Annotated in this window: 27 protein-coding genes; 12 read left to right on the top strand and 15 right to left on the bottom strand. The window is 70.1% G+C overall.

Annotation, left to right across the window (positions count from 1 at the left end; translation table 11 throughout):
• Window positions 1–54: 54 nt before the first annotated feature.
• Both OG729_RS21305 and OG729_RS21300 read right to left on the bottom strand, forming a co-directional pair.
• Window positions 55–1,299, bottom strand: coding sequence for a GNAT family N-acetyltransferase (locus OG729_RS21305; RefSeq protein ID WP_360878097.1), 1,245 nt, complete (start codon window positions 1,297–1,299; stop codon window positions 55–57).
• Between the two features lie 72 nt (window positions 1,300–1,371).
• The gene (locus tag OG729_RS21300; protein ID WP_405807675.1) at window positions 1,372–2,091 is read right to left on the bottom strand and encodes a hypothetical protein; all 720 of its coding nucleotides are present in this window, start codon (window positions 2,089–2,091) and stop codon (window positions 1,372–1,374) included.
• Window positions 2,092–2,239: 148 nt separating this feature from the next.
• On the opposite strand from OG729_RS21300, the gene dtd reads away from it, so the two are divergent.
• Window positions 2,240–2,665, top strand: coding sequence for a D-aminoacyl-tRNA deacylase (gene dtd, locus OG729_RS21295; protein WP_360878104.1), 426 nt, complete (start codon window positions 2,240–2,242; stop codon window positions 2,663–2,665).
• 125 nt (window positions 2,666–2,790) lie between these two features.
• Here dtd and OG729_RS21290 read toward each other — a convergent pair whose 3' ends face one another.
• From OG729_RS21290 to OG729_RS21280, 3 genes are all read right to left on the bottom strand, one after another.
• Window positions 2,791–3,771, bottom strand: a complete 981-nt coding sequence (locus OG729_RS21290) for a folate-binding protein (protein WP_360878107.1) — start codon at window positions 3,769–3,771, stop codon at window positions 2,791–2,793.
• Window positions 3,772–3,781: 10 nt separating this feature from the next.
• On the bottom strand, window positions 3,782–4,219 hold the full coding sequence (locus OG729_RS21285; RefSeq protein WP_404724463.1) for a Fur family transcriptional regulator: 438 nt from the start codon (window positions 4,217–4,219) through the stop codon (window positions 3,782–3,784).
• 88 nt (window positions 4,220–4,307) lie between these two features.
• Window positions 4,308–4,880 carry an FABP family protein gene (locus OG729_RS21280; RefSeq protein ID WP_360878113.1) on the bottom strand — a complete coding sequence of 191 codons (573 nt, stop codon included), beginning with the start codon at window positions 4,878–4,880 and terminating at the stop codon, window positions 4,308–4,310.
• Window positions 4,881–5,184: 304 nt separating this feature from the next.
• On the opposite strand from OG729_RS21280, the gene OG729_RS21275 reads away from it, so the two are divergent.
• Entirely contained in the window at window positions 5,185–5,547 is a 363-nt protein-coding gene (locus OG729_RS21275; protein WP_360878116.1) for a DsrE family protein, read from the top strand.
• Window positions 5,548–5,570: 23 nt separating this feature from the next.
• Here the strand turns inward: OG729_RS21275 and OG729_RS21270 are convergent, their stop codons facing one another.
• The 8 genes from OG729_RS21270 to OG729_RS21235 form a co-directional block, all read right to left on the bottom strand.
• A complete protein-coding gene (locus OG729_RS21270) occupies window positions 5,571–5,831 on the bottom strand; it encodes a DUF3099 domain-containing protein (RefSeq protein ID WP_360878119.1) in 261 nt (86 codons plus the stop codon).
• 129 nt (window positions 5,832–5,960) lie between these two features.
• Window positions 5,961–6,248 carry a DUF1416 domain-containing protein gene (locus OG729_RS21265; RefSeq protein WP_142217934.1) on the bottom strand — a complete coding sequence of 96 codons (288 nt, stop codon included), beginning with the start codon at window positions 6,246–6,248 and terminating at the stop codon, window positions 5,961–5,963.
• Window positions 6,249–6,279: 31 nt separating this feature from the next.
• Window positions 6,280–7,125: a sulfurtransferase gene (locus OG729_RS21260; protein ID WP_405807674.1), complete on the bottom strand. Its 846-nt coding sequence runs from the start codon at window positions 7,123–7,125 to the stop codon at window positions 6,280–6,282.
• A gap of 142 nt (window positions 7,126–7,267) precedes the next feature.
• A complete protein-coding gene (locus OG729_RS21255; protein ID WP_352376456.1) occupies window positions 7,268–7,351 on the bottom strand; it encodes a putative leader peptide in 84 nt (27 codons plus the stop codon).
• A gap of 306 nt (window positions 7,352–7,657) precedes the next feature.
• Complete coding sequence (locus tag OG729_RS21250) at window positions 7,658–8,404, bottom strand: DUF2993 domain-containing protein (protein WP_360878126.1); 747 nt, start codon at window positions 8,402–8,404, stop codon at window positions 7,658–7,660.
• 145 nt (window positions 8,405–8,549) lie between these two features.
• A complete protein-coding gene (locus OG729_RS21245; RefSeq protein WP_405807673.1) occupies window positions 8,550–9,614 on the bottom strand; it encodes a hypothetical protein in 1,065 nt (354 codons plus the stop codon).
• Window positions 9,615–9,624: 10 nt separating this feature from the next.
• Window positions 9,625–9,879, bottom strand: a complete 255-nt coding sequence (locus OG729_RS21240; protein ID WP_360878129.1) for a MoaD/ThiS family protein — start codon at window positions 9,877–9,879, stop codon at window positions 9,625–9,627.
• Between the two features lie 119 nt (window positions 9,880–9,998).
• The gene (locus OG729_RS21235) at window positions 9,999–10,811 is read right to left on the bottom strand and encodes an alpha/beta fold hydrolase (protein WP_360878132.1); all 813 of its coding nucleotides are present in this window, start codon (window positions 10,809–10,811) and stop codon (window positions 9,999–10,001) included.
• Window positions 10,812–11,031: 220 nt separating this feature from the next.
• Between OG729_RS21235 and OG729_RS21230 the strand changes: the two genes are divergently transcribed.
• The 5 genes from OG729_RS21230 (at window position 11,032) to OG729_RS21210 (ending at window position 16,187) form a co-directional block, all read left to right on the top strand.
• Entirely contained in the window at window positions 11,032–11,847 is an 816-nt protein-coding gene (locus tag OG729_RS21230) for a response regulator transcription factor (protein WP_360878136.1), read from the top strand.
• A 23-nt stretch (window positions 11,848–11,870) separates the two neighbouring features.
• Window positions 11,871–12,893 carry a LacI family DNA-binding transcriptional regulator gene (locus OG729_RS21225; RefSeq protein ID WP_404728099.1) on the top strand — a complete coding sequence of 341 codons (1,023 nt, stop codon included), beginning with the start codon at window positions 11,871–11,873 and terminating at the stop codon, window positions 12,891–12,893.
• A gap of 110 nt (window positions 12,894–13,003) precedes the next feature.
• Window positions 13,004–14,011 carry a S1C family serine protease gene (locus OG729_RS21220; protein WP_405807671.1) on the top strand — a complete coding sequence of 336 codons (1,008 nt, stop codon included), beginning with the start codon at window positions 13,004–13,006 and terminating at the stop codon, window positions 14,009–14,011.
• Between the two features lie 20 nt (window positions 14,012–14,031).
• A complete protein-coding gene (locus OG729_RS21215) occupies window positions 14,032–14,754 on the top strand; it encodes a response regulator transcription factor (protein WP_405807669.1) in 723 nt (240 codons plus the stop codon).
• The gene (locus tag OG729_RS21210; protein ID WP_405807667.1) at window positions 14,751–16,187 is read left to right on the top strand and encodes a sensor histidine kinase; all 1,437 of its coding nucleotides are present in this window, start codon (window positions 14,751–14,753) and stop codon (window positions 16,185–16,187) included. The genes OG729_RS21215 and OG729_RS21210 overlap by 4 nt, the downstream gene beginning before the upstream one ends.
• Before the next feature lie 21 nt (window positions 16,188–16,208).
• On the opposite strand, the gene OG729_RS21205 is transcribed toward OG729_RS21210, so the two are convergent.
• Window positions 16,209–17,075 (bottom strand): phosphatidylinositol-specific phospholipase C, encoded by an 867-nt coding sequence (locus OG729_RS21205; protein ID WP_405807666.1) that lies wholly within the window; start codon window positions 17,073–17,075, stop codon window positions 16,209–16,211.
• A 178-nt stretch (window positions 17,076–17,253) separates the two neighbouring features.
• On the bottom strand, window positions 17,254–19,056 hold the full coding sequence (locus OG729_RS21200) for a bifunctional metallophosphatase/5'-nucleotidase (protein ID WP_405807664.1): 1,803 nt from the start codon (window positions 19,054–19,056) through the stop codon (window positions 17,254–17,256).
• 262 nt (window positions 19,057–19,318) lie between these two features.
• Between OG729_RS21200 and mshD the strand changes: the two genes are divergently transcribed.
• From mshD to pstS, 5 genes are all read left to right on the top strand, one after another.
• Entirely contained in the window at window positions 19,319–20,242 is a 924-nt protein-coding gene (gene mshD, locus OG729_RS21195) for a mycothiol synthase (protein ID WP_360878158.1), read from the top strand.
• Window positions 20,243–20,669: 427 nt separating this feature from the next.
• A complete protein-coding gene (locus OG729_RS21190) occupies window positions 20,670–22,895 on the top strand; it encodes an RNA degradosome polyphosphate kinase (protein WP_360878161.1) in 2,226 nt (741 codons plus the stop codon).
• On the top strand, window positions 22,882–23,982 hold the full coding sequence (locus tag OG729_RS21185; RefSeq protein ID WP_405807662.1) for a CHAD domain-containing protein: 1,101 nt from the start codon (window positions 22,882–22,884) through the stop codon (window positions 23,980–23,982). The genes OG729_RS21190 and OG729_RS21185 overlap by 14 nt, the downstream gene beginning before the upstream one ends.
• Before the next feature lie 16 nt (window positions 23,983–23,998).
• Window positions 23,999–24,415, top strand: a complete 417-nt coding sequence (locus tag OG729_RS21180) for an NUDIX hydrolase (protein WP_405807660.1) — start codon at window positions 23,999–24,001, stop codon at window positions 24,413–24,415.
• 188 nt (window positions 24,416–24,603) lie between these two features.
• Window positions 24,604–25,737, top strand: a complete 1,134-nt coding sequence (gene pstS / locus OG729_RS21175; RefSeq protein WP_360878167.1) for a phosphate ABC transporter substrate-binding protein PstS — start codon at window positions 24,604–24,606, stop codon at window positions 25,735–25,737.
• The last annotated feature ends 96 nt before the right edge of the window (window positions 25,738–25,833 follow it).

Genomic DNA, 25,833 nt, shown 5'->3' with positions numbered 1-25,833 from the left:
GCGCTGACCTGTGGAACCTGACCGGCGGCCCGCCCGCCCGGGCATCAGCAGGGCTCAGAAGATGTCCGGGCACCACGGCCGCCGCGACGTCCGCAGCAGCGCGTCCGCCACCCCCGCCGCCCCCGCCGTCCCCTCGTCCACCAGCCCCAGCGCAGCCAGCCGCACCGCCGACTCGTCGCCCAGGTACAGCGCGCCCAACTCCCTTACGTCCAGCGACAGATCGGGCGACTGACGCGACGGGACGCAGGTCGCGCCCTGCGGCGAGGCGTCCAGGCGGTAGCGGCCGCCCGCGAGGCCCCCCGCGTCGTGGATGTCCAGGACCAGGCTTGCCGAGGTCCCGTACGTACGCGCCTCCAGCGCCCGTACGACATCCAGGATCCGCAGCCACAAGAAGTCCGCCTGCGTCAGGATCCGCGCCGCGCGCGGATCCGGCAGAAGCAGCGGCAGCAGGTCGTCCGGTGCCCGGTAGCCCGACTTGACCGTGGTTATCCAGTCGATCGAGCAGACGTAGTGCCACAGCGCGCGCTCCGCCGCCGGGGTCAGGGCGAGCAGGTCGCGCACACTCGCCGTGTTCAACGGCTGCTTGGCATCGCCCCAGTTGTCGTCCGCCAGGTAGGCGAGCAGACCCTCGACTTCACCGGACGGCGAGCGGTAAACCGCGTAGAACGGCTCCGTCCAGGGCTGGCTGGGCAGTTGCGCCTGGCCCGTGTTGAGCTGCCACCAGCGCTCGCTGCGGCTCACCACGCCCGGCTGCCGGGCGGCGAGCCGCGCATGCAGTTCCGGGCCGATCTTGCGTACGTCCTCGCCGTCCACCAGGTCGATACGGCCGCCGTCGCCCGGGCCCGACCAGCGGGGGTCGAGGCCGGTGCGCGGGACGTCGATCGCCCACTCAGTGGTCCAGGCGGCGGGGCCGTAGCCGTACCGCCCATAGATCGGGTACTCGGCGGCGATCAGCGTGGACACGACGTCGCCGCGCTCCTTCGCCACCGTCAGATTCTCGCTCATCATCCGGCTGAGCAGGCCGCGGCGGCGGTGCGTCGCCGAGACCGACACATTGGTGACGGCATCCGAGTCGAGCACCGCGCCGCCCACCACCGTGAGCTGCTGGGCGAAGGAGCGGTACGTCGCCACACAGCGGCCGTCGTCGAACGCGCCGCGCACCCTCGCCGGGTCAATGTTCGCCCAGCGGGCGGCGACCTCCTCGTCCGAGATCACCGGCGGCCGCAGAAATCCCGTCCACACGGCTCGCAGCCAGTCGGCGAACTCGGACTCGGTGATGATGCGGGTTTCGACGCTCATGCGCCTCACGCTAGGCCGTGCGCCGACCGGCCCGCATCCGAGTTTCCGTAGGCGCACCACGGCTCATTCAATTCAGGTGAGCAGGTCGTCCACCTGCGCTTCTCCATCGCGGTACCTGCGGGCGATCTCCCCACTGCAGTCGTCCGCCGTGCGCTGAAGCAGCTGGCGGCGGCGCGAGACCTGCTGCTCGTAGCGGATCAGCCGCCCCATCGCCGCGTCCAGCTCCTCGTCGGTACGGGCGTCGAGGTCCGAGAGCTCGACCTCGGCGAGCATGTCGGCGACCACCCGCCGGTACTCCTCGCTGTGCGGCGTGGACAGCGTCACATGGCGGGCGGACGAGCGGTGCCGCGAGGGGGCGTCGGCGAGGATCTCCGAAAGACGGGCCACCACGGCGGTCCCGGCACGATCCGCATGAACGAGGCGGTGTGAGCCGTCCCTGCTCTCCGGGCCGTCCGGGCGGCCGAAGGCCGACGCCCCTGGGGGCGTACGCCGCGCCAGCTCCGCACGCAGAATGTCGATCCGTCCCTGCAGCAGCCGCCGTACATAGCTGAGATCCGCCTCGTCACGCTGCGAGTCGCGGCGCAGGGTGCGCAGCTCCGGCAGCCGCAGCGCGGGCAGGTCGTGCTGCGCGGGCTCCGGCAGTGGGCCCGCGGTGCGCTGCTGGGGCGGGAGCGCGGCACAGGCCGCCGCCGGTACCGGGTACGCGGGAACCGACGCGGGAATCGACGCGGGAGTCGCCGACGTCGGAATGGATACGGGACCGGGCGACTGCCCGGTGCCAGGTGTGCTCATGTGCTTCTGTCCGTCCCCTCGACCGGTGCATCGGGTCTCCCTGGGCCCGAAGGGCCGAGGGGAAGCACCGCCTTGGTGCATCGTGCCACCCCAGAACGTCTCGACGCAGGTGCTCTGCACCCGTTCAGCCCCGGATAGGTTGGTCTGTATGCGTGCAGTGGTGCAGAGGGTCGACGGCGCGAGCGTCGTCGTGGCGGGCGAGACAGTCGGCGAAATCGTCGGCGAAGGGCTGTGTGTGCTGGTGGGAGTCACCCACGAGGACACCCGGGAGAAGGCGGCGCAGCTGGCCCGCAAGCTCTGGTCGGTACGGATACTGGAGGGGGAGAAGTCATGCTCGGACGTGAACGCGCCGTTGCTGGTGATTTCGCAGTTCACTCTCTATGGGGACGCCCGTAAGGGCCGCCGGCCCACCTGGAACGCGGCGGCGCCCGGCGAAGTGGCCGAGCCACTGGTCGACGAGGTGGTGGCGCAGCTGCGGGCGCTGGGCGCGACGGTGGAGACGGGCCGGTTCGGTGCGCAGATGCGGGTCTCGCTCACCAACGACGGCCCGTTCACCGTCCTGATCGAGGTCTAGGCCCTCTCCGGCCGTACGAGCCGTACTGACCAGCCGTACGAGCCCGTACTGATCTGCCGTACGAGCCCGTACTGACCAGCCGTACCTGACCAGCCGTACCAGCCGTACCTGACCAGCCGAACTGATCAGGGCTCGACGACGAGCTCCTGCGCGGCCGCCGTGTCCCCCGCCAGCAGCTCCGCGTCCAGCGGCACGTTCCGCTTGACCAGCGCCAGCGCGATCGGGCCGAGCTCGTGGTGGCGCGCGGACGTGGTCACAAAGCCCAGCTGACGGCCCTCCGCACCCTCCGCCGCAAGCCGGATCGGGGTGCCGTGGCCCGGCAGATGGACCTCGCTGCCGTCCAGGTGCAAAAAGACCAGCCTGCGCGGGGGCTTCCCCAGGTTGTGGACGCGCGCGACGGTCTCCTGACCGCGGTAGCAGCCCTTCTCCAGATGGACCGCGGAGCCGATCCAGCCCAGCTCGTGCGGGATCGTGCGGTGATCGGTCTCGAAGCCGACGCGGGGGCGGTGGGACTCGATGCGCAGTGCCTCGTACGCGAGGATCCCGACGGCCGGGCCGTTCGCGGCGGCGTACGACTCGAGGTCGGCGCGCGGCAGGAACAGATCGCGGCCGTGCGCGGTCTCCCGTACGACAACGCCCTCCGGCGCCTCCGCGATGGAGCCGGCCGGCAGATGCACCACCGCGAACTCCTCGGTGCGGTCGGCCACTTCGACCCGGTAGAAGAACTTCATCGACTCCAGATAGCCGATCAGCGCCTCCTGCGTGCCCGGCTCGACATGCGCCCAGACCGTCTCGCCGTCGTCGACGAGATAGAGGGCGTGCTCGATGTGGCCGTGCGCGGAGAGGATCAGCGCCTCGGTGGCCTGGCCCGCGGGGAGCTCGCTCACATGCTGGGTGAGCAGCAGATGCAGCCAGCTCAGCCGGTCGTCGCCGGTGACGGTGACGACGCCGCGGTGCGAGAGGTCGACGAGGCCGGTGCCGTTCGCGAGGGCGCGCTGTTCGCGGAACAGATCGCCGTAGTGCGCGGCGACGCCTTCGTCGGTGCCTTCGGCGGCCACGGCACCGGGCAGGGACAACAGAGGGCTGGTCGTTGAGTGTCGCTGCATGGGGGTAAGCCTACGACTCGGTGGTTGACGCCTCGGCCGTGCACTTCTTGCAGCGGCCGAAGATCGCGAAGTGCTTCATGTCCGTCTCGAAGCCGAAGGTCTCGCGCAGCTTGGCGGTGAAGTCGGCGGCGACCTCGACGTCCGCCTCGATCACATTCGTACAGTCCCGGCAGACCAGGTGGATGTGATGGTGACGGTCCGCGAGGTGGTAGGTGGGGGCGCCGTGGCCGAGGTGGGCGTGGGAGACCAGGCCGAGCTCTTCGAGAAGCTCCAGGGTGCGGTAGACGGTGGAGATGTTCACACCGGACGCGGTCCTGCGGACCTCGGAGAGGATGTCGTCGGGTGTCGCGTGCTCAAGAGTGTCGACGGCCTCGAGGACAAGCTGGCGCTGCGGAGTCAGCCGGTAGCCGCGCTGCCGCAGATCGCTCTTCCAGTCGGTGCTCACCACGCCCCCAGTGTAGGCAGGCGGTCAATCTCCGTAGGGGCTGAAAATCAAGCGGCACAGCCCCCATGGCCCCTGAGATGCCCCTGCGGAACTACTTGAAGAAGGCGATGCCGTCGTCCGGGAGGTCACCGAGGTCCTTGGCCCACGCCTCGACCTGCTCGGGGCTTACGACCTTCTTCAGGTGCGCCGACATGTACGGCCGCAGCGGGACCTCCGGAGTGGCCTTCTCGCCCACCCACATCAGGTCGCCCTTCACATAGCCGTAGAGCCGCTTGCCGCCGCTGTACGGGGCCGAGGCGCTGGTGCGCGCGACCGCGTCCGTCGCCAGGTCGATCTGCGGCTTCTTCTCGGCGAGCTCGCCGTACCAGACCTCGACGATGCCCTGGTCACGGGCCATGACGATCTCGAGCTTGCGCTCGGAGTCGATACGCCAGTAGCCGGACTCGGACTCCAGCGACTTGACCTTGTTGCCCTCGGCGTCGAGGACCCAGGAGTGCGAGACGTACTCGATGAAGTCCCGGCCGTCGTGGCTGAAGGTGGCGGACTGGCCGAAGTTGCACTTCTCGGCGCCGGGGAAGTCGGACACGCCTACGCCCTCCCAGGTGCCCAGGAGAAAGGCGAGCGGGACGAGGCCCGGGTTCAGGTCGGACGGAATCTCGATCATGAGCAGCTCTGGCGATCTGTAGAGATACGAGTGGGACTAGCGCTGACCCTGGTACAGCTTCTTCACGGTCAGACCCGCGAAGGCGGCGACGCCGACGCAGACCAGGACCAGCAGGGCTTCGAAGAATGCCTCAAGCACGGGGTGCTCCTCGGATGAGCAGTGTGGGCGGTAAAGGGCCGGGGCCCAGCCTAATGGGTGGGCGCCCGGCCCTCTCCGTGAGGTGCGGCAAGCGGGTCCAGGGGGTGCGCTCTGCCGCGCCGGCGCTCCAGGACGGGTTGGTGCGGCCCGGGATTACAGTTCGGGCATGTCAAAGAAGCTCGTGATCAAGGTAACCGCCGGTGCCGATGCGCCCGAGCGCTGCTCGCAGGCCTTCACGGTGGCGGCCGTCGCCGTCGCCAGCGGAGTGGAGGTGTCCCTCTGGCTGACCGGCGAGTCCGCGTGGTTCGCGCTGCCGGGCCGGGCGGCCGAGTTCGAGCTGCCGCATGCCGCGCCGCTGCCCGATCTGATCGACTCGATCCTGGCGGCCGGACAGATCACGCTCTGCACGCAGTGCGCGGCACGGCGGGACATCACGGAGAAGGATGTGCTCGACGGCGTACGGATCGCGGGGGCGCAGGTCTTCGTGAGCGAGGTCATGCCGGACGGCGTCCAGGCGCTCGTCTACTAACGCTTGCTGACGCTCACTGACACTTATTGACGCTTCTTCTTGCCGTCGAGCTCGTCCCACCACTCGTCGGACTTCGGGTCGCCCGACGGATCGTCCCACCAGCGGTCCTCGGGCCCGCGCGCATTGGCGACCATCGCGGCGACCGGCGGGATCACCATCGCGACGACGCACATGACGACGGCCGCGGGGATCGACCACAGGCGTACGAAGGCCCAGGCGGACACGAACAGAACCAGGCATCCGCCCATCAGCAGGAAGTAGGCGTGACGGCGCCGCGCGTACATACCTTCAGCGTACGACCGGGAAAGCGCCCGGGAAGGCGACGGGAACGCAAGCGACCGAAGGGCCGCACCCCGCTTCAGGAAGCGTCCAACCCCCTGGGGTGCGGCCCTTCGGCCGGTATTCGGTGCCGATCAGACGGCGATGGCGACCTCGGCGAGGCCACCGGTCTGCGCGACGACCGTACGGTCCGCCGTGGCGCCGGGGACGAGGGCGCGCACCGTCCACGTGCCCTCGGCCGCGTAGAAGCGGAACTGTCCGGTCGCCGAGGTCGGGACCTCGGCGGTGAACTCGCCGGTCGAGTCCAGCAGGCGGACGTAGCCGGTGACGGGCTCGCCGTCACGGGTCACGCTGCCCTGGATCGTCGTCTCACCGGGCTTGATCGTCGAGGCGTCGGGGCCGCCGGCCTTTGCTCCACACATAGGGGTTTGTCCTTCGGGTCGGGAGGAGGGGTTACTTGTTGGCGCCGAGCTCGATCGGCACGCCGACGAGGGAGCCGTACTCGGTCCACGAGCCGTCGTAGTTCTTGACGTTCTGGACGCCGAGCAGCTCGTGCAGCACGAACCAGGTGAGCGCGGAACGCTCACCGATGCGGCAGTACGCGATGGTGTCCTTCGCCAGGTCGACCTGCTCCTCGGCGTAGAGCTCCTTGAGCTCGTCGTCCGACTTGAAGGTGCCGTCGTCGTTGGCGTTCTTGGACCACGGGATGTTGCGGGCGCTCGGGATGTGGCCCGGGCGCTGCGACTGCTCCTGCGGGAGGTGCGCCGGGGCGAGCAGCTTGCCGCTGAACTCGTCGGGCGAGCGCACGTCCACCAGGTTCAGGTTGCCGATCGCGGCGACGGCGTCGTCGCGGAAGGCGCGGATCGAGGTGTCCTGGACCTTCGCCTTGTACTCGGTCGCGCTGCGCTCCGGCACCTGCGCGCCGTCCACCAGGTCGCGGGAGTCGAGCTCCCACTTCTTGCGGCCGCCGTCGAGGAGCTTCACGCTGTCGTGCCCGTAGAGCTTGAAGTACCAGTAGGCGTACGAGGCGAACCAGTTGTTGTTGCCGCCGTAGAGGACGACGGTGTCGTCGTTGGCGATGCCCTTCGCGGAGAGGAGCTTCTCGAAGCCCTCCTGGTCGACGAAGTCACGGCGGACGGGGTCCTGGAGGTCCTGCTTCCAGTCGATCCGTACAGCGTTCTTGATGTGGTTCTTGTCGTACGCGGACGTGTCCTCGTCGACCTCGACGATGACAACCTTCGGGTCATCGATGTGGGCCTCGACCCAGTCGGCGTCTACCAGGACGTCGCTGCGGCTCATGCGCTTTCTCCTCCGGGGCAGTGTGCGGCGGGTGGTGCGAAGAGAGGGTGTGCGGGTACGCGCAGCGCGCGGCTTACCCGGCACGAGGGGTGGCCCTGACAACTGTCGAAGGGCCCGAGGGATACGGGAGTCGGGCTCCCGCTCAGAAAGTGCGACAGAGCATGGCGGCGACGCGGCACAGGTCTACTGCCCGCCGCTTCGTGAGATCCGCCTGCTGTCGCTTCATGCGTCCGATCGTAGGGACGTATCCGTGCCCCTGTCATGGGCGTGTCGCATTCTGAGACGCGATCATCCACTATGTGGGACGGGAAGTGGGCTGGAGGCCGTCCCGGCCCGCCTCTCGGCGAATTGTGCGTGGCTTCCTTCTACCCAGCGGACGGGTCCGTCTCACCATGCGGCTGGGGTGGGTTCCGGTGGTCACCGGGCTCGTGGTTGCCGTGGGCCAGGGGGCGTTGGTGGTTGCCGTCCGGTGGGTGGTTTCGCGGGCGAACCGCAACGGGGTCCGGAGCGGCCCCGAAATCAGCCCAACGGGCTAGCCCGCGAGGGAGACGTTCGTGCCCGTGCCGGAGAAGCGCAGGCCCGCGTCCGTCGCCGCCACCTTGTCCAGCTTGATGCTCGACGGCATTCCGTCGATCTTCATGTCGTAGTCGACGACCTTGCGCAGCTTGTCGTCGAGGCCCACCGGCAGGTTCGGCAGCGACTCGGCCTTCAGCTGGACCGTGCTGCCGCCCTTGAGCGCGACCGTGCTGTACGTGGTGACCATGCGGCCGTTGAGCATGCCCTTGAACACCTCGGGCACCGAGATGCCCGCGCCTTCCAGCAGGTCGGCGAGCGGTCCTGTGACCTTGACCTGGCCCTTGGCGGCCCGGTCGGCGCCCGCATAACTGACGGTGGCGCCCTTGGGCGCGGCCTTCGTCAGGTCGGCGTACGAGATCCGGGCCGAGCCGTCGGCGCGGTCCGCGACGGCGGAGGAGAAGCTGCTGTCGATCCTCACGCTGCGCAGCTCGGCCTTGACCTCGGTGACATTGACCGAGCGGCCGCCCGCGGTGGCGGTGATTCCGGCGAGGCTGACGTCGACCTCGTCCAGCTCCTTGCCCACGACCTGGGTGAGGAAGGGGAAGCCCTTGATGGAGATCTCCGGCGTCGAGCTCAGCCCCTGGCTGCTTTTGATCTTGTCGGCCGCCTCGGACTCGGCCATGTTGACCGCGATCCGGTCCGCGGCGACGAAGATGCCGCCCAGGACCACAGCGATGATCAGCAGTATTCGCAGTGCACGCATTGCTCGGTGTCCCCCACCCTGTCTCTGGCCCCCCGTGACGCCCGCGAGCCTAATCCAGTCCGGACGACGGCTTCTTGTTAATGATCGACTCAATGATCGACGTCCAGGTGGGGGCATTTGGTTCCGGCCGGGGGGACCGCGCAGGTCACACCAGGGCCCGCCCGATCAGGTAGACCGCGGGCGCCGCGGCGGTCAGCGGCAGGGCCACGCCGGCCGTCATATGGACGAAGCGGGACGGGTAGTCGTAGCTCGCCACCCGCAGTCCGAGCAGCGCGCACACGCCCGCCACGAGACCGAGCAGCGCGCCCTTGGCACCGATGTCGGTGAGGCCGCCGGCCGCAATGCCCGCGCCGGTCGCGGCCAGCAGCGACAGGACCACGGACGCGACGTCCGGCAGCGGCAGCGCACGGGCCAGGACGGCCACGGCGACCGCGATACCGCCGATGACCACGGCATCGTCCGCGGCCGCGAGATGTCCGGCCGCGAGGATCGCGAGGGCAGCCGATGCGACGGTCGCCATCAGGCCGTACATCCGCTCGTCCGCGCCCGCGTGGCTGCGCAGCTGCAGTACGAGGGTGAGCAGCACCCACACGCCCAGCGTGCCGATGATCGCGGCGGGGGCGTGCTCCCGGCCGACGGAGAGCAGTACGACGTCGGCGGCGAGGCCGCCCGCGAAGGCGAGGGCGATGCCCTGCCGGGCGGGCCACATGCCGTTCAGCCGGAACCAGCCGGCGGCGGTGACGGCCTGCAGCAGAACGAGCGGCACGAACAGGGCGTACTGGCCGACGGCCGCGCCGGCGGCGAGCAGCAGCCCGAGGGCGGCGGTCAGAGCGGCCGGCTGCATGCCGGGCGCGATGATCGGCGAGCGTCCCTCGGCGCGGGCGCGCTGGGCGTCGGTGAGTCGGGTGTTCCCCGAGACGCTGGGGGCGCTGTACCCGGCGGCGGGCGGCTCGTACGCCGTGGGTGCCGGAGCCGGTGCCGGTGCCTCGGGCGGCAGCGGGTAGGCGGACTGCGGCGGCAGATAGGCCGTGTCGGCCGCGGCCTGCGCGGGCGGCACGATCGGCTGGTACTGCGTGTCCCAGGTCTGGCCCTCCCACGTCTGGGCGACGTCGGGGTCCGGGTAGCTCTGCGGATAGCCCTGCGGCTGGCTCTGCCGGCTCTGTGCGTAGGGGTCGTACGGATCGTACGGATACTGCTGATCGCTGCTCATGATGTGCGGCTCATCCTCCTGCGAACGGCGGGAGCACCTCGACCGTGCCGCCCTCGGCAAGCCGTACGGTCTCATGGCCACGGGTGCCGACGGGGTCACCGTCGATGAGGAACGAACACCGTTGCAGTACGCGCGTCAGCTCCCCGGGGTGCCGCTCGCGCACCGCCTCGAGCGCCTCGGCGAGCGTTCCCGCCGCGTACGGCTCCTCCGCGACCCCGGCCGCTGCCTTGGCCGCTGCCCAGTAGCGGATCGTTCCCGCTGCCATGACGGCACTCCTTTCGTCGGCTTCCATGATGAGCCACGCGCGGACGGGCTCCGCGAGACGGCTCACTCGCCGACCCACGCCGCCCCACACGCCGACCAAGCGCCGTCCCACGCGCCGGCTCACTCGCCGATGAGCCAGGCCGCGATGCGGCTCAGCAGCTCGTCGTCCGCGGCGTTCTCCGCGTGGCCCATGCCAGGTTCCAGCCATAGTTCGGCTCCGCCCCCGGCCGCGGCGGCGAGCATCCGCGGATGGTCGAGCGGAAAGTACGGGTCGCGGTCGCCGTGGACGATCAGCAGCGGCGTCGGCGCGATGAACGGCACGGACTCCACCGGGGAGAGCGGGACCGGGTCCCATTCCTCGGGATGGATGCGGGTGCCGAGGCCATAGCGGCCGACCAGGCGCCCGACCGGCCGGGTGACGACCCAGTGCAGCCGCCGCATGGGGGCCGTACCGCGGTAGTACCAGCGCGCGGGCGCACTCACAGCCGCCACTGCGTCCGTACGCGCCTCTCTGCGCCCCCCATGCATCCCCGCATGGCGCAGCGCGACCGAGCCGCCCATCGAGAATCCGGCCGTCACCACCCGGGTGTGACCGAATCCACGCGCCCACTCCACCGCGGCCGCGAGATCGAGCACCTCACGGTCTCCGACCGTGGAGCGGCCGCCGGAGCCTCCGTGCCCGCGGAAAGAGAAGGTGACCACGGCCGCATGCTGCGCGAACACCCGTGCCGCGCGGCGTACTGCGGGCCGGTCCACCGACCCCGTGAAGCCATGCGCGATCACGATCGCGGTGGCGCTGACGCCCGCCGTACACGGCTCGTACACAGCCTCGATACGGACTCCGTCACTGGTACGCAGGGTTGCGCGTCCGGGACCGCGAATTGTCGACGAAGCGTCCGAAGTGTGAAATGGACCCTCTGCCAGGGAACTCATGTGGGCTATTCTGCTGGGAAGAGGATCCGGGCAACGAAGCCCCCGGGTCCTTTTGTGTTTTCCCGCCGTTGTTACAGGCGGGTGAACAATGGCTCTCAGGGCGCGGGAGCCACCGTACGAATCAGTGCCGCAAACGTCCTCGCAGGGACCGAGGAGGAACCGACGTTATGGGCGAGCGAACCGTGCACAACCGCAGGACGACCCAGGCAGGTGGGGCGCGATGAGCTCTCTGCTGCTCCTCACCAATGCCCTTCAGCCGTCGACGGAGGTGCTTCCCGCCCTCGGACTGCTGCTGCACAACGTGCGGGTGGCCCCCGCCGAGGGCCCGGCCCTCGTCGACACCCCCGGTGCCGACGTGATCCTTATCGACGGCCGCCGCGATCTGCCGCAGGTGCGGTCGCTGTGCCAGCTGCTGCGGTCCACCGGGCCCGGCTGTCCGCTGATCCTCGTGGTGACGGAGGGCGGGCTCGCCGCGGTCACCGCGGACTGGGGCATCGACGACGTCCTCCTCGACACCGCCGGACCCGCCGAGGTGGAGGCGCGTCTGAGGCTGGCCATGGGCCGCCAGCAGATCACCTCGGACGACTCCCCCATGGAGATCCGCAACGGCGATCTGTCGGTCGACGAGGCGACGTACAGCGCGAAGCTGAAGGGCCGGGTCCTGGATCTGACCTTCAAGGAGTTCGAGCTGCTGAAGTATCTGGCCCAGCACCCGGGGCGCGTCTTCACCCGCGCCCAGCTGCTGCAGGAGGTCTGGGGCTATGACTACTTCGGCGGTACGCGGACGGTCGACGTCCATGTACGGCGGCTGCGGGCGAAGCTCGGCCCGGAGCACGAGTCGCTGATCGGGACCGTACGGAACGTCGGGTACCGCTTCGTCGCGCCGGAGAAGGTGGAACGCGCGGCCGAGGAGGCCAAGGCGAAGGCCGCGGCGGAGGCCGCGGCGGAGGCGGCCGCCAAGGCCGCGGCACCCGTCGCCCGTACGGAGGACACACCCGAGGTACAGGAAGCAGCCGTACGGCCTGCCCAGCGGTAGGTCACCCCGCGTAGACTTCGCGCGTGGCCAAGGTGACGCGGGACGATGTGGCACGACTGGCGGGGACTTCGACCGCGGTCGTCAGCTATGTCATCAACAACGGACCCAGGCCGGTCGCCCCGGCCACGCGCGAGCGGGTACTCGCAGCGATCAAGGAGCTGGGGTACCGGCCTGACCGGGTTGCCCAGGCGATGGCATCGCGGCGCACCGACCTCATAGGCATGATCGTGCCGGACGCGCGGCAGCCGTTCTTCGCCGAGATGGCGCATGCGGTGGAACAGGCCGCGGCGGAACGCGGAAAAATGGTCCTCGTCGGGAACTCCGACTACCGCGACGAGCGCGAGGTCCACTATCTGCGGGCCTTCCTCGGGATGCGGGTGTCCGGGCTGATCCTGGTCAGCCAGGGCCCGAGCGAGCGGGCCGCCGCGGAGATCGAGGCGTGGGACGCGCGGGTGGTGCTGCTGCACGAGCGGCCCGAGGCGATCGACGACGTCGCCGTCGTGACGGACGACATCGGCGGTGCGCAGCTCGCCACGCGCCATCTGCTGGAGCACGGTCATGCGTACGTGGCGTGCCTCGGCGGCGTCGAGTCGACCCCGGCGGTCGGCGACCCGGTGGCGGACCATGTCGAGGGCTGGCGGCGGGCGATGCTCGAGGCGGGGCGGTCCGTGGAGGGGCGGCTGTTCCAGGCCCCGTACAACCGCTACGACGCGTACCTGGTCGCTTTGAAGCTGCTGTCCGGGCCCGAGCGGCCCCCGGCGATCTTCTGCTCGACGGACGACCAGGCGATCGGTGTGCTGCGGGCGGCGCGGGAGCTGCGGATCGATGTCCCGGGCGAGCTGGCGGTGGCGGGCTTCGACGACGTGAAGGAGGCGGCGCTGACGGATCCGCCGCTGACGACGATCTCGTCGGACCGCCCGGCGATGGCGCGCGCGGCGGTGGACCTGGTGCTGGACGACGGGCTACGGGTGGCGGGGTCGCGCCGGGAACGGGTGAAGCAGTTCCCGTCGGGGTTGGTGATCCGGCGGTCCTGCGGGTGCGTGTAGGGGGGACCCGCCCCGGACCCCGGACTATTTATTTCGGGCATACACACTTCTGTCGGGCTTCTCAGCGCCGCCTCAGAAAGCTCTCATCTACAGGCCCGAGAGTCAGCCCCATGACGGACTACTACAGCTACCCGCAGCAGCAGCCGCAGCCCCAGCCGTACGACATGGGCGCCTACCCCCCGCCCCCGTCCCATGAGCCCGCGCCGCAGGCCGTCGCGCCCGCGCCGCAGGCCGTCGCGCCCGCGCCGCCTCGGGCCAGGGCCAAGCGGCCCGTCGCGCTGATCACCGCCGTCGCCATCGCCGCCGCAGTCATCGGCGGTGGCGCCTCCGCGCTCGTCCAGCAGCTCACCGACAACGGCAACAGCAGCGGCTCCGGCGTCAACGGCACCACCGTGGCCCAGAGCAGCAAGGGCACCGTCGCCGGAGTCGCCCAGGCTGTCTTGCCCAGCATCGTGGAGATCAGCGCGACCTCCAACGCCGGGCAGTCCACCGGCTCCGGCGTGATCATCACCGCTGACGGTGAGATCGTCACCAACAACCACGTCGTCTCCGGCGCCGACTCCGTAAAGGTGCGGCTCAGCGACGGCAAGACGTACACCGCCAAGGTCGTGGGCACCGACCCCGACAAGGACCTCGCGCTCATCAAACTGGAGGGCGCGAGAGGCCTCAAGGCCGCGACCCTCGGGGACTCCGGCAAGCTCGGCGTCGGCGACGAGGTCGTCGCCATCGGATCGCCCGAGGGCCTGACCGGGACCGTCACCAGCGGCATCGTGTCCGCGCTCAACCGCGACGTCACCGTCGCCAAGGACCAGGAGCCGCAGCAACAGCAAGGCCGCGGCAACTGGCCCTTCGAGTTCGGCGGGCAGCAGTTCAACGGCGACACGGGCTCGTCGAAGACGACGTACAAGGCCATCCAGACCGACGCCTCCCTCAACCCGGGCAACTCCGGCGGCGCGCTCATCAACATGAACGGCGAGATCATCGGCATCAACTCCGCGATGTACTCGCCCAGTTCCACCACCGGATCCACGGCCGGCAGCGTCGGCCTCGGCTTCGCCATTCCCGTCAACACGGTCAAGGCCGATCTCGACGACCTCCGCTCGGGCGGCAACAGCTGAGCGCGTGCGAGGCTGAAGCCATGACGACCCCCCGTGAAGGCGACCGCATCCTCATCGTCGACGACGAGCCCGCCGTCCGTGAGGCGCTCCAGCGCTCGCTCGCCTTCGAGGGGTACGAGACCGAGGTCGCCGTCGACGGCATCGACGCGCTGACCAGGGCCGAGGCGTACGCGCCCGATCTGATCGTGCTCGACATCCAGATGCCCAGGATGGACGGACTGACCGCGGCCCGCCGGCTGCGCGCCGCAGGATCGACGACGCCGATCCTGATGCTGACTGCGCGGGACACGGTCGGCGACCGGGTGACGGGGCTCGACGCGGGGGCCGACGACTATCTGGTCAAGCCGTTCGAGCTGGACGAGCTGTTCGCCCGGGTGCGGGCGCTGCTGCGGCGCAGTTCGTACGCGACGGCGACGAGCGTCACCACCGACGCCGACGTGCTGGCCTTCGCCGATCTGCGGATGGACCTGGTGACCCGCGAGGTCATGCGCGGTACCCGCCGGGTGGAGCTGACCCGTACGGAGTTCACGCTCCTCGAAATGTTTCTGGCGCACCCGCGCCAGGTGCTCACCCGCGAGCAGATCCTCAAGGCAGTGTGGGGCTTCGACTTCGAGCCCAGTTCGAATTCGCTGGATGTGTATGTGATGTATCTGCGGCGCAAGACGGAGGCGGCCGGCGAGCCGCGCCTGGTCCACACGGTGCGCGGAGTGGGGTACGTACTGCGGTCGGGCGGCGCGGAGTGATCGACAAGTTCCGTGCGCTGCCCCTGCGGTCGCGGCTGGCGCTGCTGGTCGCGGTCGCGGTGGCGGTGGCGGTCGCGGCCGTCTCCGTGACGTGCTGGTTCGTCGTGCGCGGCAAGCTGTACGACGAGATCGACGCCAAGCTGAAGTCCCAGAACGCGCCGCTGCAGTCCGGCGACATCGACCTCGCACTGCGCAACTGCTCCTCGACCCCGGCCGGCCGGACCGGCTACGGTCCCATGCCCGTCTACTACGTCCAGCTCGCCCGGGCCGACAGCGACAAACCGTGCGTCTCCGCCTACTCCGCCGGCACCGTCAAGGTCGACGGCAGTGACCAGCAGGTGGCGCGGGACGCGGACCCGACCGTCCTGACGTTCCGCAACGGCACGGACACCACCGGGAAGGACGTCCGCGTGCTCACCGTCGCGGCCCTCGTCCAGGGTCCGACGGGCGGGGTCGTCACGGACACCGCGGTGATGATCGCGTACCCGCTCAAGGAGACCGAGGGCACCCTCAACGATCTGGCCCTTCTGTTGCTCATCGTGTCCGGCGTCGGTGTGGTGGGCGCGGGCGCGGCCGGGCTCTGGGTCGCGCGTGCCGGTCTCAAGCCCGTCGACCGGCTCGCCGGGGCCGTCGAGCATGTCGCCCGCACCGAGGATCTGACGGTGCGCATCCCGGTCGAGGGCGAGGACGAGATCGCCCGGCTGTCCCGTTCCTTCAACTCGATGACCGCCGCGCTCGCCTCCTCCCGGGACCGGCAGGCGCAGCTGATCGCGGACGCCGGGCACGAGCTGCGTACGCCGCTGACCTCGCTGCGCACGAATATCGAGCTGCTGGCGCGCAGCGACGAGACGGGCCGGGCGATCCCGCCGGCGGACCGGGCTGCGCTGATGGCCTCGGTCAAGGCGCAGATGACCGAACTCGCCGCGCTCATAGGCGACCTGCAGGAACTGTCCCGGCCGGACGCCGTGGACCGCGGGCCGCTGAAGGTGGTCGCCCTGCACGAGATCGCCGAGGCCGCACTGGCCCGGGCGCGGCTGCGCGGGCCGGAGCTCGCCTTCGTGGCGGAGCTGACGCCCTGGTACGTACGGGCGGAGCCGGCCGCGCTGGAGCGGGCGGTGGTCAATGTGCTGGACAACGCGGTGAAGTTCTCGCCGCCGGGCAGCACGGTCGAGGTGGCTCTGAAGGCCGGCGACTTGACGGTACGGGATCACGGCCCCGGCATCCCGGCCGATGAACTACCGCACGTCTTCGAGCGGTTCTGGCGCTCGCCGTCGGCGCGCGCGCTGCCGGGCTCGGGCCTCGGTCTGTCGATCGTGGCCCGTACGGTCCAGCAGTCGGGCGGCGAGATCTCGCTCGGCCCGGCGGCGGGCGGCGGCACACACGCGGTGATCCGGCTGCCGGGGGCGGCGACGCCGCCGCCCTCCGAACCCTAGGTCCGGGCGCGCCCCCAGGTCCTAGTTGTGGCGGATCAGTGAATCGACCAGTCCCGAGCGGGTGCTGGGGAAGTCCAACGGCACGATGCCGAGTCCCTTCCACCCGCTCGCCTCGGCACCGTTGACGAAGGTGTGCACCCTCGGGTTGAGGTTGTCGGAGTTCCAGCGCGGCGGCAGATACGCGGAGGTACTGACGAAGTTGATGTACAGCTTGCCGGGCTGCTGGGCCGCCTTGCGGAAGTGCGCCTCGATCTTGGGGTACTTGGCGTTCGGCGCGGCGTTCCAGTCGTCCTGGATGTCGAAGAAGTTGCCGTCGCCCCAGCGGAGGCCGGGCAGCCCGCCGTTGTCGCCGATCAGCACGACCTTGCCGCGTGCCTCGCCCAGCGCCGGCAGTCCGTCGCCGATGCGGAACAGCGGGCGCCAGCCCTTGTTGTCGAGGTAGATGTCGAAGATGCGGCGGAAGGCGGCGTCGCTCTCCTGCGAGTACTCCTGCTTGACGCGCATCAGGACCGTCTCGGAGGGGTGGGCGGCGAGGAAGTCCCGGCAGGCGATGAGCACATCGCCGAACATCAGGTTCTGGTAGGCCGCCCCATGGTGGATGGCGAAGGAGTCCCCGGTGATCCGGCACCGTACGTCCAGGAAGCGGATGCCGCTGTTCAACTGGTCGGCGATGGTGGTGTTCTGGCACTGGGCCCAGAGTCCGCCGAAGCGCGCGCCCGAGTCATGGGTGCCGGGGATCGTCAGCCGTGCCAGCGCGGTCGAGTCGCCGACGCCCGCCATCCAGTCCTGCGCGGACAGGGTGCGCCGAGGTGCGGCGAACGCGGGTGCGCCGATGAGGGCGGTCGCGGAGACGGCTGCCGCACCCGCGAGAAAGCTCCGTCGGTCCATGGTCCGGGATTATGGCGGGGCCACGTCAAGTCCCGCAGGGCGGGTACGCGCCAGTAATGACCGACGCTTTCCGGCCGACCCCCACCCCGCTTCAGGGCCCGGCCGTGCGGGGCGCCCTCGCCCGTGGACGACAGTGGGGCGGCAGGCAATCCGCCCGCCGCCCCACTCCCGCGTACCGCTACTTCACGACCGTGATCCGGTCCGCGGCCGGCGGCGTGATCGGCTTGGCCGCCGTCGAGTTCGCCGCCAAGTAGGCGTTGAAGACATCCAGGTCGGACGCGCCGACCAGCTTGTTCTTGTGCTCCTTGAAGACGGGGAAACCGTCGCCGCCACCCGCCAGGAACTCGTTCAGCGCGACCCGGTAGGTCTTCGCCGGGTCGAGCGCGACGCCGTTCAGCTTCACCGAGTCGACGACGATCCGCGCCGCCCCCGTCTTCGTCATGTCCAGGGTGTACGTGAAGCCCGCCGAGACCTGGAGGATCTTCGGCGAGGCCTCGTTCGGGCCGCTGACCTGCTGCTGGAGCGCGGTGATCAGCTGGGCGCCGGTGAGGTCGACGACGTTCATCATGTTGGTGAAGGGCTGCACGGTGAATGACTCGCCGTAGGTCACCACACCGTCGCCCTCGCTCCCGGAGGCCTTGTAGACCAGGTCGGACCTGATGCCGCCCGGGTTCATCAGCGCGAGCTGCGCGCCGCCCTTGTCCGCCGGGGCCAGGCCCGTCAGCTGCGCGTCCGTGATCAGGTCGCCGAGCGGCTTCTCCAGTGCGGTGGAGCCACGGCCGTTGATGTCGGCGGAGATCCAGCCCTGCGGGCGGTTGGCGACCGGCGCGGCGAGCTTGTTCCAGCGCGCGATGAGCGCCGTCATGTCCTCGGCCTTGGCCTGGTCACGGCTGACGATGTGGTTCGCGGACTTCACCGACGTACGCACGATGTCCTTGGTGCGGCGGTCGTAGGTGAGGGTGGTGTCCGTGTAGAGCTTGCCGTACGAGGCCGCCGAAGTGACCATGCGCGGCTTGCCGGACGGGTCCGGGATCGTGCACACATACGCCTGATGGGTGTGGCCCGTGACCAGGGCGTCCACCTTCGGCGTGAGGTTCTTGGCGATGTCCACGATCGGGCCCGAGATACCGGCGCCGGGCCCGGCCGAGTCGCAGTTGTAGTTGTACGAGGAAGAGGCGGGCAGGCCGCCCTCGTGGATGAGCGCGACGATCGACTTCACGCCCTGGCGGTCGAGCTCACGGGCGTACTTGTTGATTGTCTCGACCTCGTCGTTGAACTTGAGGCCCTTGATGCCATTGGCGTTGACGATGTCCGGCGTGCCTTCGAGGGTGACCCCGATGAAGCCGATCTTGACGCCGTTCTTCTTCCAGACGGTGTACGGCTTGAGGATCGGCCGACCGGTCTTCTCATTGGTGACGTTGGCCGCGAGGTAGGGGAAGTCCGCTCCCTTGAACTTCTTCCCCTGCTCGTAGCAGCCCTCGACCGGGTGACAACCGCCGTTCTGGAGGCGGCCGAGCTCGACCGCGCCCTCGTCGAACTCGTGGTTGCCGACGGCTGTGACATCCAGGTCAATCTTGTTCAGCGCCTCGATGGTCGGCTCGTCGTGGAAGAGCCCGGACAGCAGCGGGCTGGCGCCGACCAAGTCGCCGCCGGCGGCGGTGATGGAGTACGCGTTCCCCTTGCGGGCATTGCGCAGGGAAGTCGCAAGGTACTCGGCACCACCGGCCGGTATCACCTTGACCGTGCCGTCGGGCTGCGTCTCACTGACGGTCCCGGCCGAGCCGGCGGGCGGCTCCAGGTTCCCGTGCAGGTCGTTGAAGGAGAGCAACTGCACGTCCACGGTGCGGCCATGGGCCCGCCCATGTCCATGGCTCTGCTCCTGCGCCCCGGCGGGCATCGCGGCGACCAGTGCGCCGACGGTGGTCAGTCCAGCGACCGCGGCGAGTATGCGGCGGCGGTTCTTGTGCGGTGTCGCTGACATCTGTCCCCTTGTCAGTTCAGCGTGGTCAAAGGCTGCGAGCGGAAGCCTAGAGTCAACGCGCGTAGCGCGACAGGGGGTACGGGTTACGACATGGTTGCCATCGTTCGTCAAGAGGGCCACTCGCGCCCTCGGCCGCTACTCTGTCCGGCCGTCGCCGACGACCTCGTACCGCGATGCGGAACCGGACGCCCCGGACGATCGGCTGCACGCATGACCTGGCAGTTACCGCCTCCAACGTGCCGCACAGCCGTACCCTCGACCCATGACCACTGAAGCGGTGATTCCGGAGCCCGGCCGGCAGATTCAGACCCTTGACGAGCTCAGCCCCGGGCAGGCCCAGGACGTGCTCGACATGCTCGACGAAGCCGCCCGTGCCGACGGGATGCAGGCCGTCTCCGAGCAGGGGCGGCTGCAGCTGAAGGGCGGCAGGCGGGAGGGCGTTCGGCATCTTCTGCTCACCGTCGGCGGCGAGCTGACCGGGTATGCGCAGCTGGAGGACACCGACCCCGTCGAGGCCCCGGCCGCCGAGTTGGTCGTGCATCCCGGGCACCGGGGGCGGGGGCACGGGCGGGCGCTCGGGAGTGCGCTGCTGGGGGCCTCCGGGAAGCGGCTGCGGGTGTGGGCGCACGGCGGGAAGTCCGCCGCGCGGCATCTGGCCCAGGTGCTCGGGCTGACCCTTTTCCGTGAACTGCGCCAGCTGCGACGGCCGTTGAGCCCGCTGGACATTCCCGAGCCGGTGTTCCCGGCGGGTGTGACCGTACGCACCTTTGTCCCGGGGCAGGACGACGCGGCCTGGCTCGCGGTGAACGCCGCCGCCTTCGCGCACCACCCCGAGCAGGGCTCACTGACCCAGCGGGACCTCGACGACCGCAAGAGCGAGCCCTGGTTCGACCCCAAGGGCTTCTTCCTGGCCGAGCGCGACGGGGAGATCATCGGCTTCCACTGGACGAAGGTGCACGCCGCGGAGCACCTCGGCGAGGTGTACGTCCTCGGCATCCGCCCCGACGCCCAGGGCGGCGGCCTCGGCAAGGCCCTCACGGCGATCGGACTGCGCCATCTCGCCGCGCAGGGACTGCCGACCGCGATGCTGTACGTCGACGCGGACAACCCCGCGGCGCTGGCGGTGTACGAGCGGCTGGGCTTCGTCACGCACGAGGTGGATCTGATGTACCGCACCGAGTCCTGAGGCGCAGGCGTACGGCACTGAGTCCTGAGCCAGTGAACGGCCGGCGGGGCACGCCGGCACCCTGAGCGGCTGAACGGCCGGCCGGGCGCCCCGGCACCCTGAGCCGCAGGCGTACCGCACCAGGCCCTGAGCCGCTGAACGGCCGGCCGGGCGTCCCGGGCACTTGCCGGGGCCACCGTCGCCGCTGCATTCTGGCGGCTGCGCCGACGCCACGGCCGGCCCGCGCGACGCGGAATCACCCGCCGGACCCCCCGGGGGCCCCGCCCCGCTTCCCCTCACGTCATGTCGTTGTTACCGGCCATTCAGACGACCTTGCGACCCTCACTCAATGCAGCCCGCTGTGCCCGCCTCCCCGAACGGGAAGATCCCCCCGGTCCCGGCCCTCTCCGACGCGCCCATCACGCCTTCCAGGCGGAAGAATGGGTTCATGAGCCAGCAGCCCGCCGAGGTACCGGTCCAGCACCCCCAGCCGTCCGTCGGTTCGATAGCCGCGCACCGCCCGCACACCGTCGCGGCCACGGTCTCCGACCTGGAACCAGACATCGACGCCGATCTCGACACGTACGAGGAGGAGCGCGAAGGCGTCGGCGAACTGCCGGCGGGGCGGTTCCTTGACCGCGAGCGCAGCTGGCTCGCCTTCAACGAGCGCGTTCTGGAGCTCGCCGAGGACCCCGCGACCCCCCTGCTCGAACGGGCGAACTTCCTGGCGATCTTTGCCAGCAACCTCGACGAGTTCTTCATGGTCCGGGTCGCCGGACTCAAACGCCGCATCGCCACCGGCGTCGCCACCCGCTCCGCCTCCGGCCTGCAGCCCCGCGAGGTCCTGGACCTGATCTGGACCCGTTCGCGCGAGCTCATGGCCCGGCACGCCGCCGCCTACCAGCAGGACATCGCCCCGGCGCTCGCCGACGAGGGCATCCACCTGATCCGCTGGCCGGACCTCACCGAGAAGGAGCAGGCGCGCCTCTTCACGCTCTTCCGCCAGCAGATCTTCCCCGTGCTCACCCCACTGGCCGTGGACCCGGCGCACCCCTTCCCTTACATCTCCGGTCTGTCGCTCAATCTGGCCGTCGTGGTGCGGAACCCGGTCAGCGGGCACCGCCACTTCGCCCGGGTGAAGGTCCCGCCGCTGCTGTCCCGCTTCCTGGAGGCGTCCCCGCAGCGATACGTGCCGCTGGAGGACGTCATCGCGGCACACCTGGAGGAGCTCTTCCCCGGCATGGAGGTGCTCGCGCACCACATGTTCCGGGTGACCAGGAACGAGGACCTGGAGGTCGAGGAGGACGACGCCGAGAACCTCCTTAAGGCCCTGGAGAAGGAGCTCATGCGGCGCCGCTTCGGCCCGCCGGTGCGCCTCGAGGTCGAGGAGTCCATCGATCCGTACGTCCTCGACCTGCTGGTCCGCGAGCTGAAGGTCTCCGACGCCGAGGTCTACCCGCTGCCCGGGCCGCTGGACCTGACCGGACTGTTCGGCATCGCGAAGCTGGACCGCCCCGAGCTGAAGTACCCGAAGTTCGTCGCGGGCACCCACCGGGACCTCTCCGAGGTCGAGTCGGCCTCCGCGCCCGACATCTTCATGGCGCTGCGCGAGCGCGACGTGCTGCTGCACCACCCCTACGACTCGTTCTCGACGTCCGTCCAGGCCTTCCTGGAGCAGGCCGCGGCCGACCCGGACGTGCTGACCATCAAGCAGACGCTGTACCGCACCAGCGGCGAGTCCCCGATAGTGGACGCGCTGATCGACGCCGCCGAGTCGGGCAAGCAGGTCCTCGTCCTCGTCGAGATCAAGGCCCGCTTCGACGAGCAGGCCAACATCAAGTGGGCGCGGAAGCTGGAGGAGGCCGGCTGCCATGTCGTCTACGGGCTCGTCGGTCTCAAGACCCACTGCAAGCTGTCGCTGGTGGTACGCCAGGAGGGCGACACACTGCGCCGCTACTCCCACGTCGGCACCGGCAACTACCACCCGAAGACCGCCCGCCTCTACGAGGACCTGGGGCTGCTGACCTCGGACCCGCAGGTCGGCGCGGACCTCTCGGACCTGTTCAACCGGCTGTCGGGATACTCGCGCCGCGAGACGTACCGCCGGCTTCTGGTCGCCCCCAAGTCCCTGCGCGACGGCCTCATTTCGCGCATCAACAAGGAAGTCGCGCACCACCGCGCCGGACGCCCCGCCTACGTACGCTTCAAGGTCAACTCGATGGTGGACGAGGCCGTCATCGACGCCTGCTACCGGGCCGCCATGGCGGGCGTGCCGGTGGACATCTGGGTCCGCGGCATATGCGCGATACGCCCCGGGGTCCCCGGCCTCTCGGAGAACATCCGGGTGCGCTCGATACTCGGCCGCTTCCTGGAGCACTCCCGGATCTTCGCCTTCGGCAACGGCGGCGAGCCCGAAGTGTGGTTCGGCAGCGCCGACATGATGCACCGCAACCTCGACCGCCGTATCGAGGCACTGGTTCGGGTCACCGACCCGGCCCACCGCGCGGCCCTGACCCGGCTGCTGGAGACCGGCATGTCCGACACCACGTCGTCCTGGCACCTGGGCCCGGACGGCGCGTGGACCCGGCATTCGACGGACTCGGACGGCCAGCCGCTGCGGAACGTACAGGAGATGCTCATAGACGCCCGGAGGCGCCGGCGTGCACAGCCCTGATCTGTCCCGGCAGGACGCTGCCCCCGTCCCGGCCGCCCTCTCCGCCGTACCCACGGCGGGCGAGGCGCTGGCCAGGTATCTGCATGCCCGGGCGGGCGACTTCCTGCGCAGTCTGCGGCTGCACAGCGAAAGCGGCGCGGACACCGCGGGCGTGGCGGAGGCCGCCCGCGCGCTGCGCCGGGCTGCCCGGCGCATCAGCGGGACGCTGCACACCTTCCGGCCGCTGCTCGACCCCTCCTGGGCGGACGAGCTGCGCACCGAACTGGCCTGGCTGTCCGCGACGTTGGCACAGGAACACGCCTGCACCTCGCGGCTCGGCCGACTGCTCGAAGCGCTGTCGCGGCTGTCGGGGGCGAGCCCGCTGCCATCGGCGAGGGGGGAGCTTCGCCCGCTCGACAACGATGCCCCCTCGTCTGTCGTGTCCGGTGTCTCCGAAACCGCCGCAGGCACCCTGCGCACCACGGGCAGCCTGACCGTGGGGGCCGCGCGCGCCGGAGCCCTCCTGGAGCGGCAGCTCACCCTTGCCAGGACCCGCGCCCACTCCGCGGCCCTCCAGGCACTCGGCTCCTCCCGCTTCCACGCGGTCGCCGACTCCGTCGCCGTGCTCGCCTCCGAGTTGCCGCTGGTCCCGGCGGCAGCCGGCCCGGCCGCCGAGACCCTGGCCCTGCCCGCCGAGCTCGCCGAGCGGCAGCTGCTCGAAGCCGTCGCCGCGCTGCCGCTGGGCCGCGCCGCGCACCCGTACAACGCGGACGCCCTGGTGTACGGCCTCGCCACCGCATCGGCCGAAGAGGCGCAGGACGCCCCCTGGCACCAGGTCCGGCTGCTGCTGCGCATGCACCGCTACGCACAGGAAGTGCTGCACCCGCAGGCGGATCCGGTGCTCTGCCGGGCGGGTCTCGTCCTCGACCACCACCGCGACGCCGCCGAGGCCGCCGCGGCCGCGGCCACGGCGGCCCGCACACCGCGGATCGCCCCGGCCACCGCGTACGCCCTCGGGGTGCTGCACGCCGACCAGCGGCACGAGGTGGAGGCCGCCCGGTTCACCTTCCAGCAGGTGTGGCGGACCACGGCGGTGACCGCCCCATGAGGAGGGCGGGGCTCCGATGAGGGACGAGACCGTACTGGCCGCGGGCTGTGTGCTGTGGCGGCGTTCCCCGTACGGCGACGAGGGCATCGAGATCTGCCTCGTACACAGGCCCAAGTACGACGATTGGTCGCATCCGAAAGGGAAGCAGAAGCGCCTCGAGAAGAGTCTCGACTGCGCACTGCGCGAGGTGCTCGAGGAGACCGGCCACCACTGTGTACCGGGTGCCCGGCTGCCCACCGCGCGTTACGTCGCAAACGGGCGGCCCAAGCAGGTCAGCTACTGGGCGGCCGAGGCGACGACGGGATCCTTCACCCCGGGCGAAGAGGTGGACCGCATTCTCTGGATGCCGCCCGCGGCGGCCCGCAACCGCCTCACCCAGCCCCGCGACCGCATGCTCGTCGACGCCCTGCTAGAGGCCCTGCACTCGGCGTGAGGGCCAGTGACCCAGGCCACCGGCGGGCACTCAGCTGCCCGACACGGTTCACCTTCCGTTCACTCTCCCCCGTGGGCGGCTTCATCTGATCTGCCTAATTTCGGCCCTACAAGGTGACCGGCACCGCGCCGGTTCCCCCACCCCCGAAACGCGCCGCGTCCCGCGGCTCCTGGAAGGAACACCCGAAAGTGAAGCTTCAGCGCAAGAACGGGCTTCGCGCCACCGCGCTCGGCGCCCTCGCCGTGACCGGCGCCCTGGTCCTCACGGCGTGCGGTTCGGACGACAACGCGGGCGGCACCGGCGGCAGCGGCGAGAAGACCAGCGCCGCGTCGAACATCAAGTGCGACGGTGCGAAGGGCAAGCTGCTCGCCTCCGGCTCCAGCGCTCAGAAGAACGCCATGGACCTCTGGGTCAAGAACTACATGGCGGCGTGCTCGGGGGTCGAGGTCAACTACAAGGCCTCCTCGTCCGGTGAGGGCATCATCGCCTTCAACCAGGGCACCGTGGGCTTCGCCGGCTCCGACTCGGCGCTCAAGCCCGAAGAGGCCGCCGAGTCGAAGAAGGTCTGCAAGAGCGGCCAGGGCATCAACCTGCCCATGGTCGGTGGCCCGATCGCCATCGGCTACAACCTTCAGGGCGTCGACAATCTGACGCTGGACGCCCCGACCCTCGCCAAGATCTTCAACGGCAAGATCAAGAAGTGGAACGACCCGGCGATCGCCCAGCTCAACAAGGGCGCGACGCTGCCGGACAAGGCCATCCAGGCCTTCCACCGCTCCGAGGACTCCGGCACCACGGCGAACCTCGGCAAGTACCTGGCCGCCACGGCCAAGGCCGACTGGCCCTACGAGCCCGAGAAGAAGTGGCCGGCCCCCGGTGGCCAGGCCGCGTCCGGCTCCTCCGGCGTCGCCGCCCAGGTCAAGCAGGTCGACGGCGCGATCGGTTACTTCGAGCTCTCCTACGCGAGCTCGCAGTCCATCCCGACCGTGAAGGTCAACACCGGTGCCGCGGCCCCGGTCGAGGCCTCCTCCGAGAACGCCTCCAAGGCCATTGCCGCCGCCAAGATCAAGGGCACCGGCAAGGACCTGGCTCTCGGCCTCGACTACACCACCAAGGCCGAGGGCGCCTACCCGCTCGTCCTGGTGACCTACGAGGTCGTCTGCGACAACGGCAACAAGGCCGACACCCTGGGCACGGTCAAGTCCTTCCTGACCTACACCGCCAGCGACGAGGGTCAGAAGATCCTCGCGGACGCCGGCTACGCCCCGATCCCGGCCGAGATCAACGCCAAGGTCCGCGAGACGATCGCGGGTCTGAAGTAACGCAACCGGCCGGCGGGGGCACTCCAGCCTCCGCCGGCCGACCCATCCGGTGCACCGCCGCCAGGGGAGTCCTGCCGCTCCCCCACCACAGACCGG

Source organism: Streptomyces sp. NBC_00210, from assembly GCF_045160975.1.
Lineage (GTDB): Bacteria > Actinomycetota > Actinomycetes > Streptomycetales > Streptomycetaceae > Streptomyces.
The sequence above is the reverse complement of the archived record's forward strand: the minus strand, read 5'-3'. Positions and strand labels throughout refer to the sequence as shown.

What these genes read in the sequence shown, in the direction of transcription:
- OG729_RS21305 (WP_360878097.1), bottom strand. Translation starts at nt 1,299, where the DNA reads ATGAGCGTCGAAACCCGCATCATCACCGAGTCCGAGTTCGCCGACTGG.
- OG729_RS21300 (WP_405807675.1), bottom strand. Translation starts at nt 2,091, where the DNA reads ATGAGCACACCTGGCACCGGGCAGTCGCCCGGTCCCGTATCCATTCCG.
- dtd (WP_360878104.1), top strand. Translation starts at nt 2,240, where the DNA reads ATGCGTGCAGTGGTGCAGAGGGTCGACGGCGCGAGCGTCGTCGTGGCG.
- OG729_RS21290 (WP_360878107.1), bottom strand. Translation starts at nt 3,771, where the DNA reads ATGCAGCGACACTCAACGACCAGCCCTCTGTTGTCCCTGCCCGGTGCC.
- OG729_RS21280 (WP_360878113.1), bottom strand. Translation starts at nt 4,880, where the DNA reads ATGATCGAGATTCCGTCCGACCTGAACCCGGGCCTCGTCCCGCTCGCC.
- OG729_RS21275 (WP_360878116.1), top strand. Translation starts at nt 5,185, where the DNA reads ATGTCAAAGAAGCTCGTGATCAAGGTAACCGCCGGTGCCGATGCGCCC.
- OG729_RS21270 (WP_360878119.1), bottom strand. Translation starts at nt 5,831, where the DNA reads ATGTACGCGCGGCGCCGTCACGCCTACTTCCTGCTGATGGGCGGATGC.
- OG729_RS21265 (WP_142217934.1), bottom strand. Translation starts at nt 6,248, where the DNA reads ATGTGTGGAGCAAAGGCCGGCGGCCCCGACGCCTCGACGATCAAGCCC.
- OG729_RS21260 (WP_405807674.1), bottom strand. Translation starts at nt 7,125, where the DNA reads ATGAGCCGCAGCGACGTCCTGGTAGACGCCGACTGGGTCGAGGCCCAC.
- OG729_RS21255 (WP_352376456.1), bottom strand. Translation starts at nt 7,351, where the DNA reads ATGAAGCGACAGCAGGCGGATCTCACGAAGCGGCGGGCAGTAGACCTG.
- OG729_RS21250 (WP_360878126.1), bottom strand. Translation starts at nt 8,404, where the DNA reads ATGCGTGCACTGCGAATACTGCTGATCATCGCTGTGGTCCTGGGCGGC.
- OG729_RS21245 (WP_405807673.1), bottom strand. Translation starts at nt 9,614, where the DNA reads ATGAGCAGCGATCAGCAGTATCCGTACGATCCGTACGACCCCTACGCA.
- OG729_RS21240 (WP_360878129.1), bottom strand. Translation starts at nt 9,879, where the DNA reads ATGGCAGCGGGAACGATCCGCTACTGGGCAGCGGCCAAGGCAGCGGCC.
- OG729_RS21235 (WP_360878132.1), bottom strand. Translation starts at nt 10,811, where the DNA reads ATGAGTTCCCTGGCAGAGGGTCCATTTCACACTTCGGACGCTTCGTCG.
- OG729_RS21230 (WP_360878136.1), top strand. Translation starts at nt 11,032, where the DNA reads ATGAGCTCTCTGCTGCTCCTCACCAATGCCCTTCAGCCGTCGACGGAG.
- OG729_RS21220 (WP_405807671.1), top strand. Translation starts at nt 13,004, where the DNA reads ATGACGGACTACTACAGCTACCCGCAGCAGCAGCCGCAGCCCCAGCCG.
- OG729_RS21215 (WP_405807669.1), top strand. Translation starts at nt 14,032, where the DNA reads ATGACGACCCCCCGTGAAGGCGACCGCATCCTCATCGTCGACGACGAG.
- OG729_RS21205 (WP_405807666.1), bottom strand. Translation starts at nt 17,075, where the DNA reads ATGGACCGACGGAGCTTTCTCGCGGGTGCGGCAGCCGTCTCCGCGACC.
- OG729_RS21200 (WP_405807664.1), bottom strand. Translation starts at nt 19,056, where the DNA reads ATGTCAGCGACACCGCACAAGAACCGCCGCCGCATACTCGCCGCGGTC.
- mshD (WP_360878158.1), top strand. Translation starts at nt 19,319, where the DNA reads ATGACCACTGAAGCGGTGATTCCGGAGCCCGGCCGGCAGATTCAGACC.
- OG729_RS21190 (WP_360878161.1), top strand. Translation starts at nt 20,670, where the DNA reads ATGAGCCAGCAGCCCGCCGAGGTACCGGTCCAGCACCCCCAGCCGTCC.
- OG729_RS21180 (WP_405807660.1), top strand. Translation starts at nt 23,999, where the DNA reads ATGAGGGACGAGACCGTACTGGCCGCGGGCTGTGTGCTGTGGCGGCGT.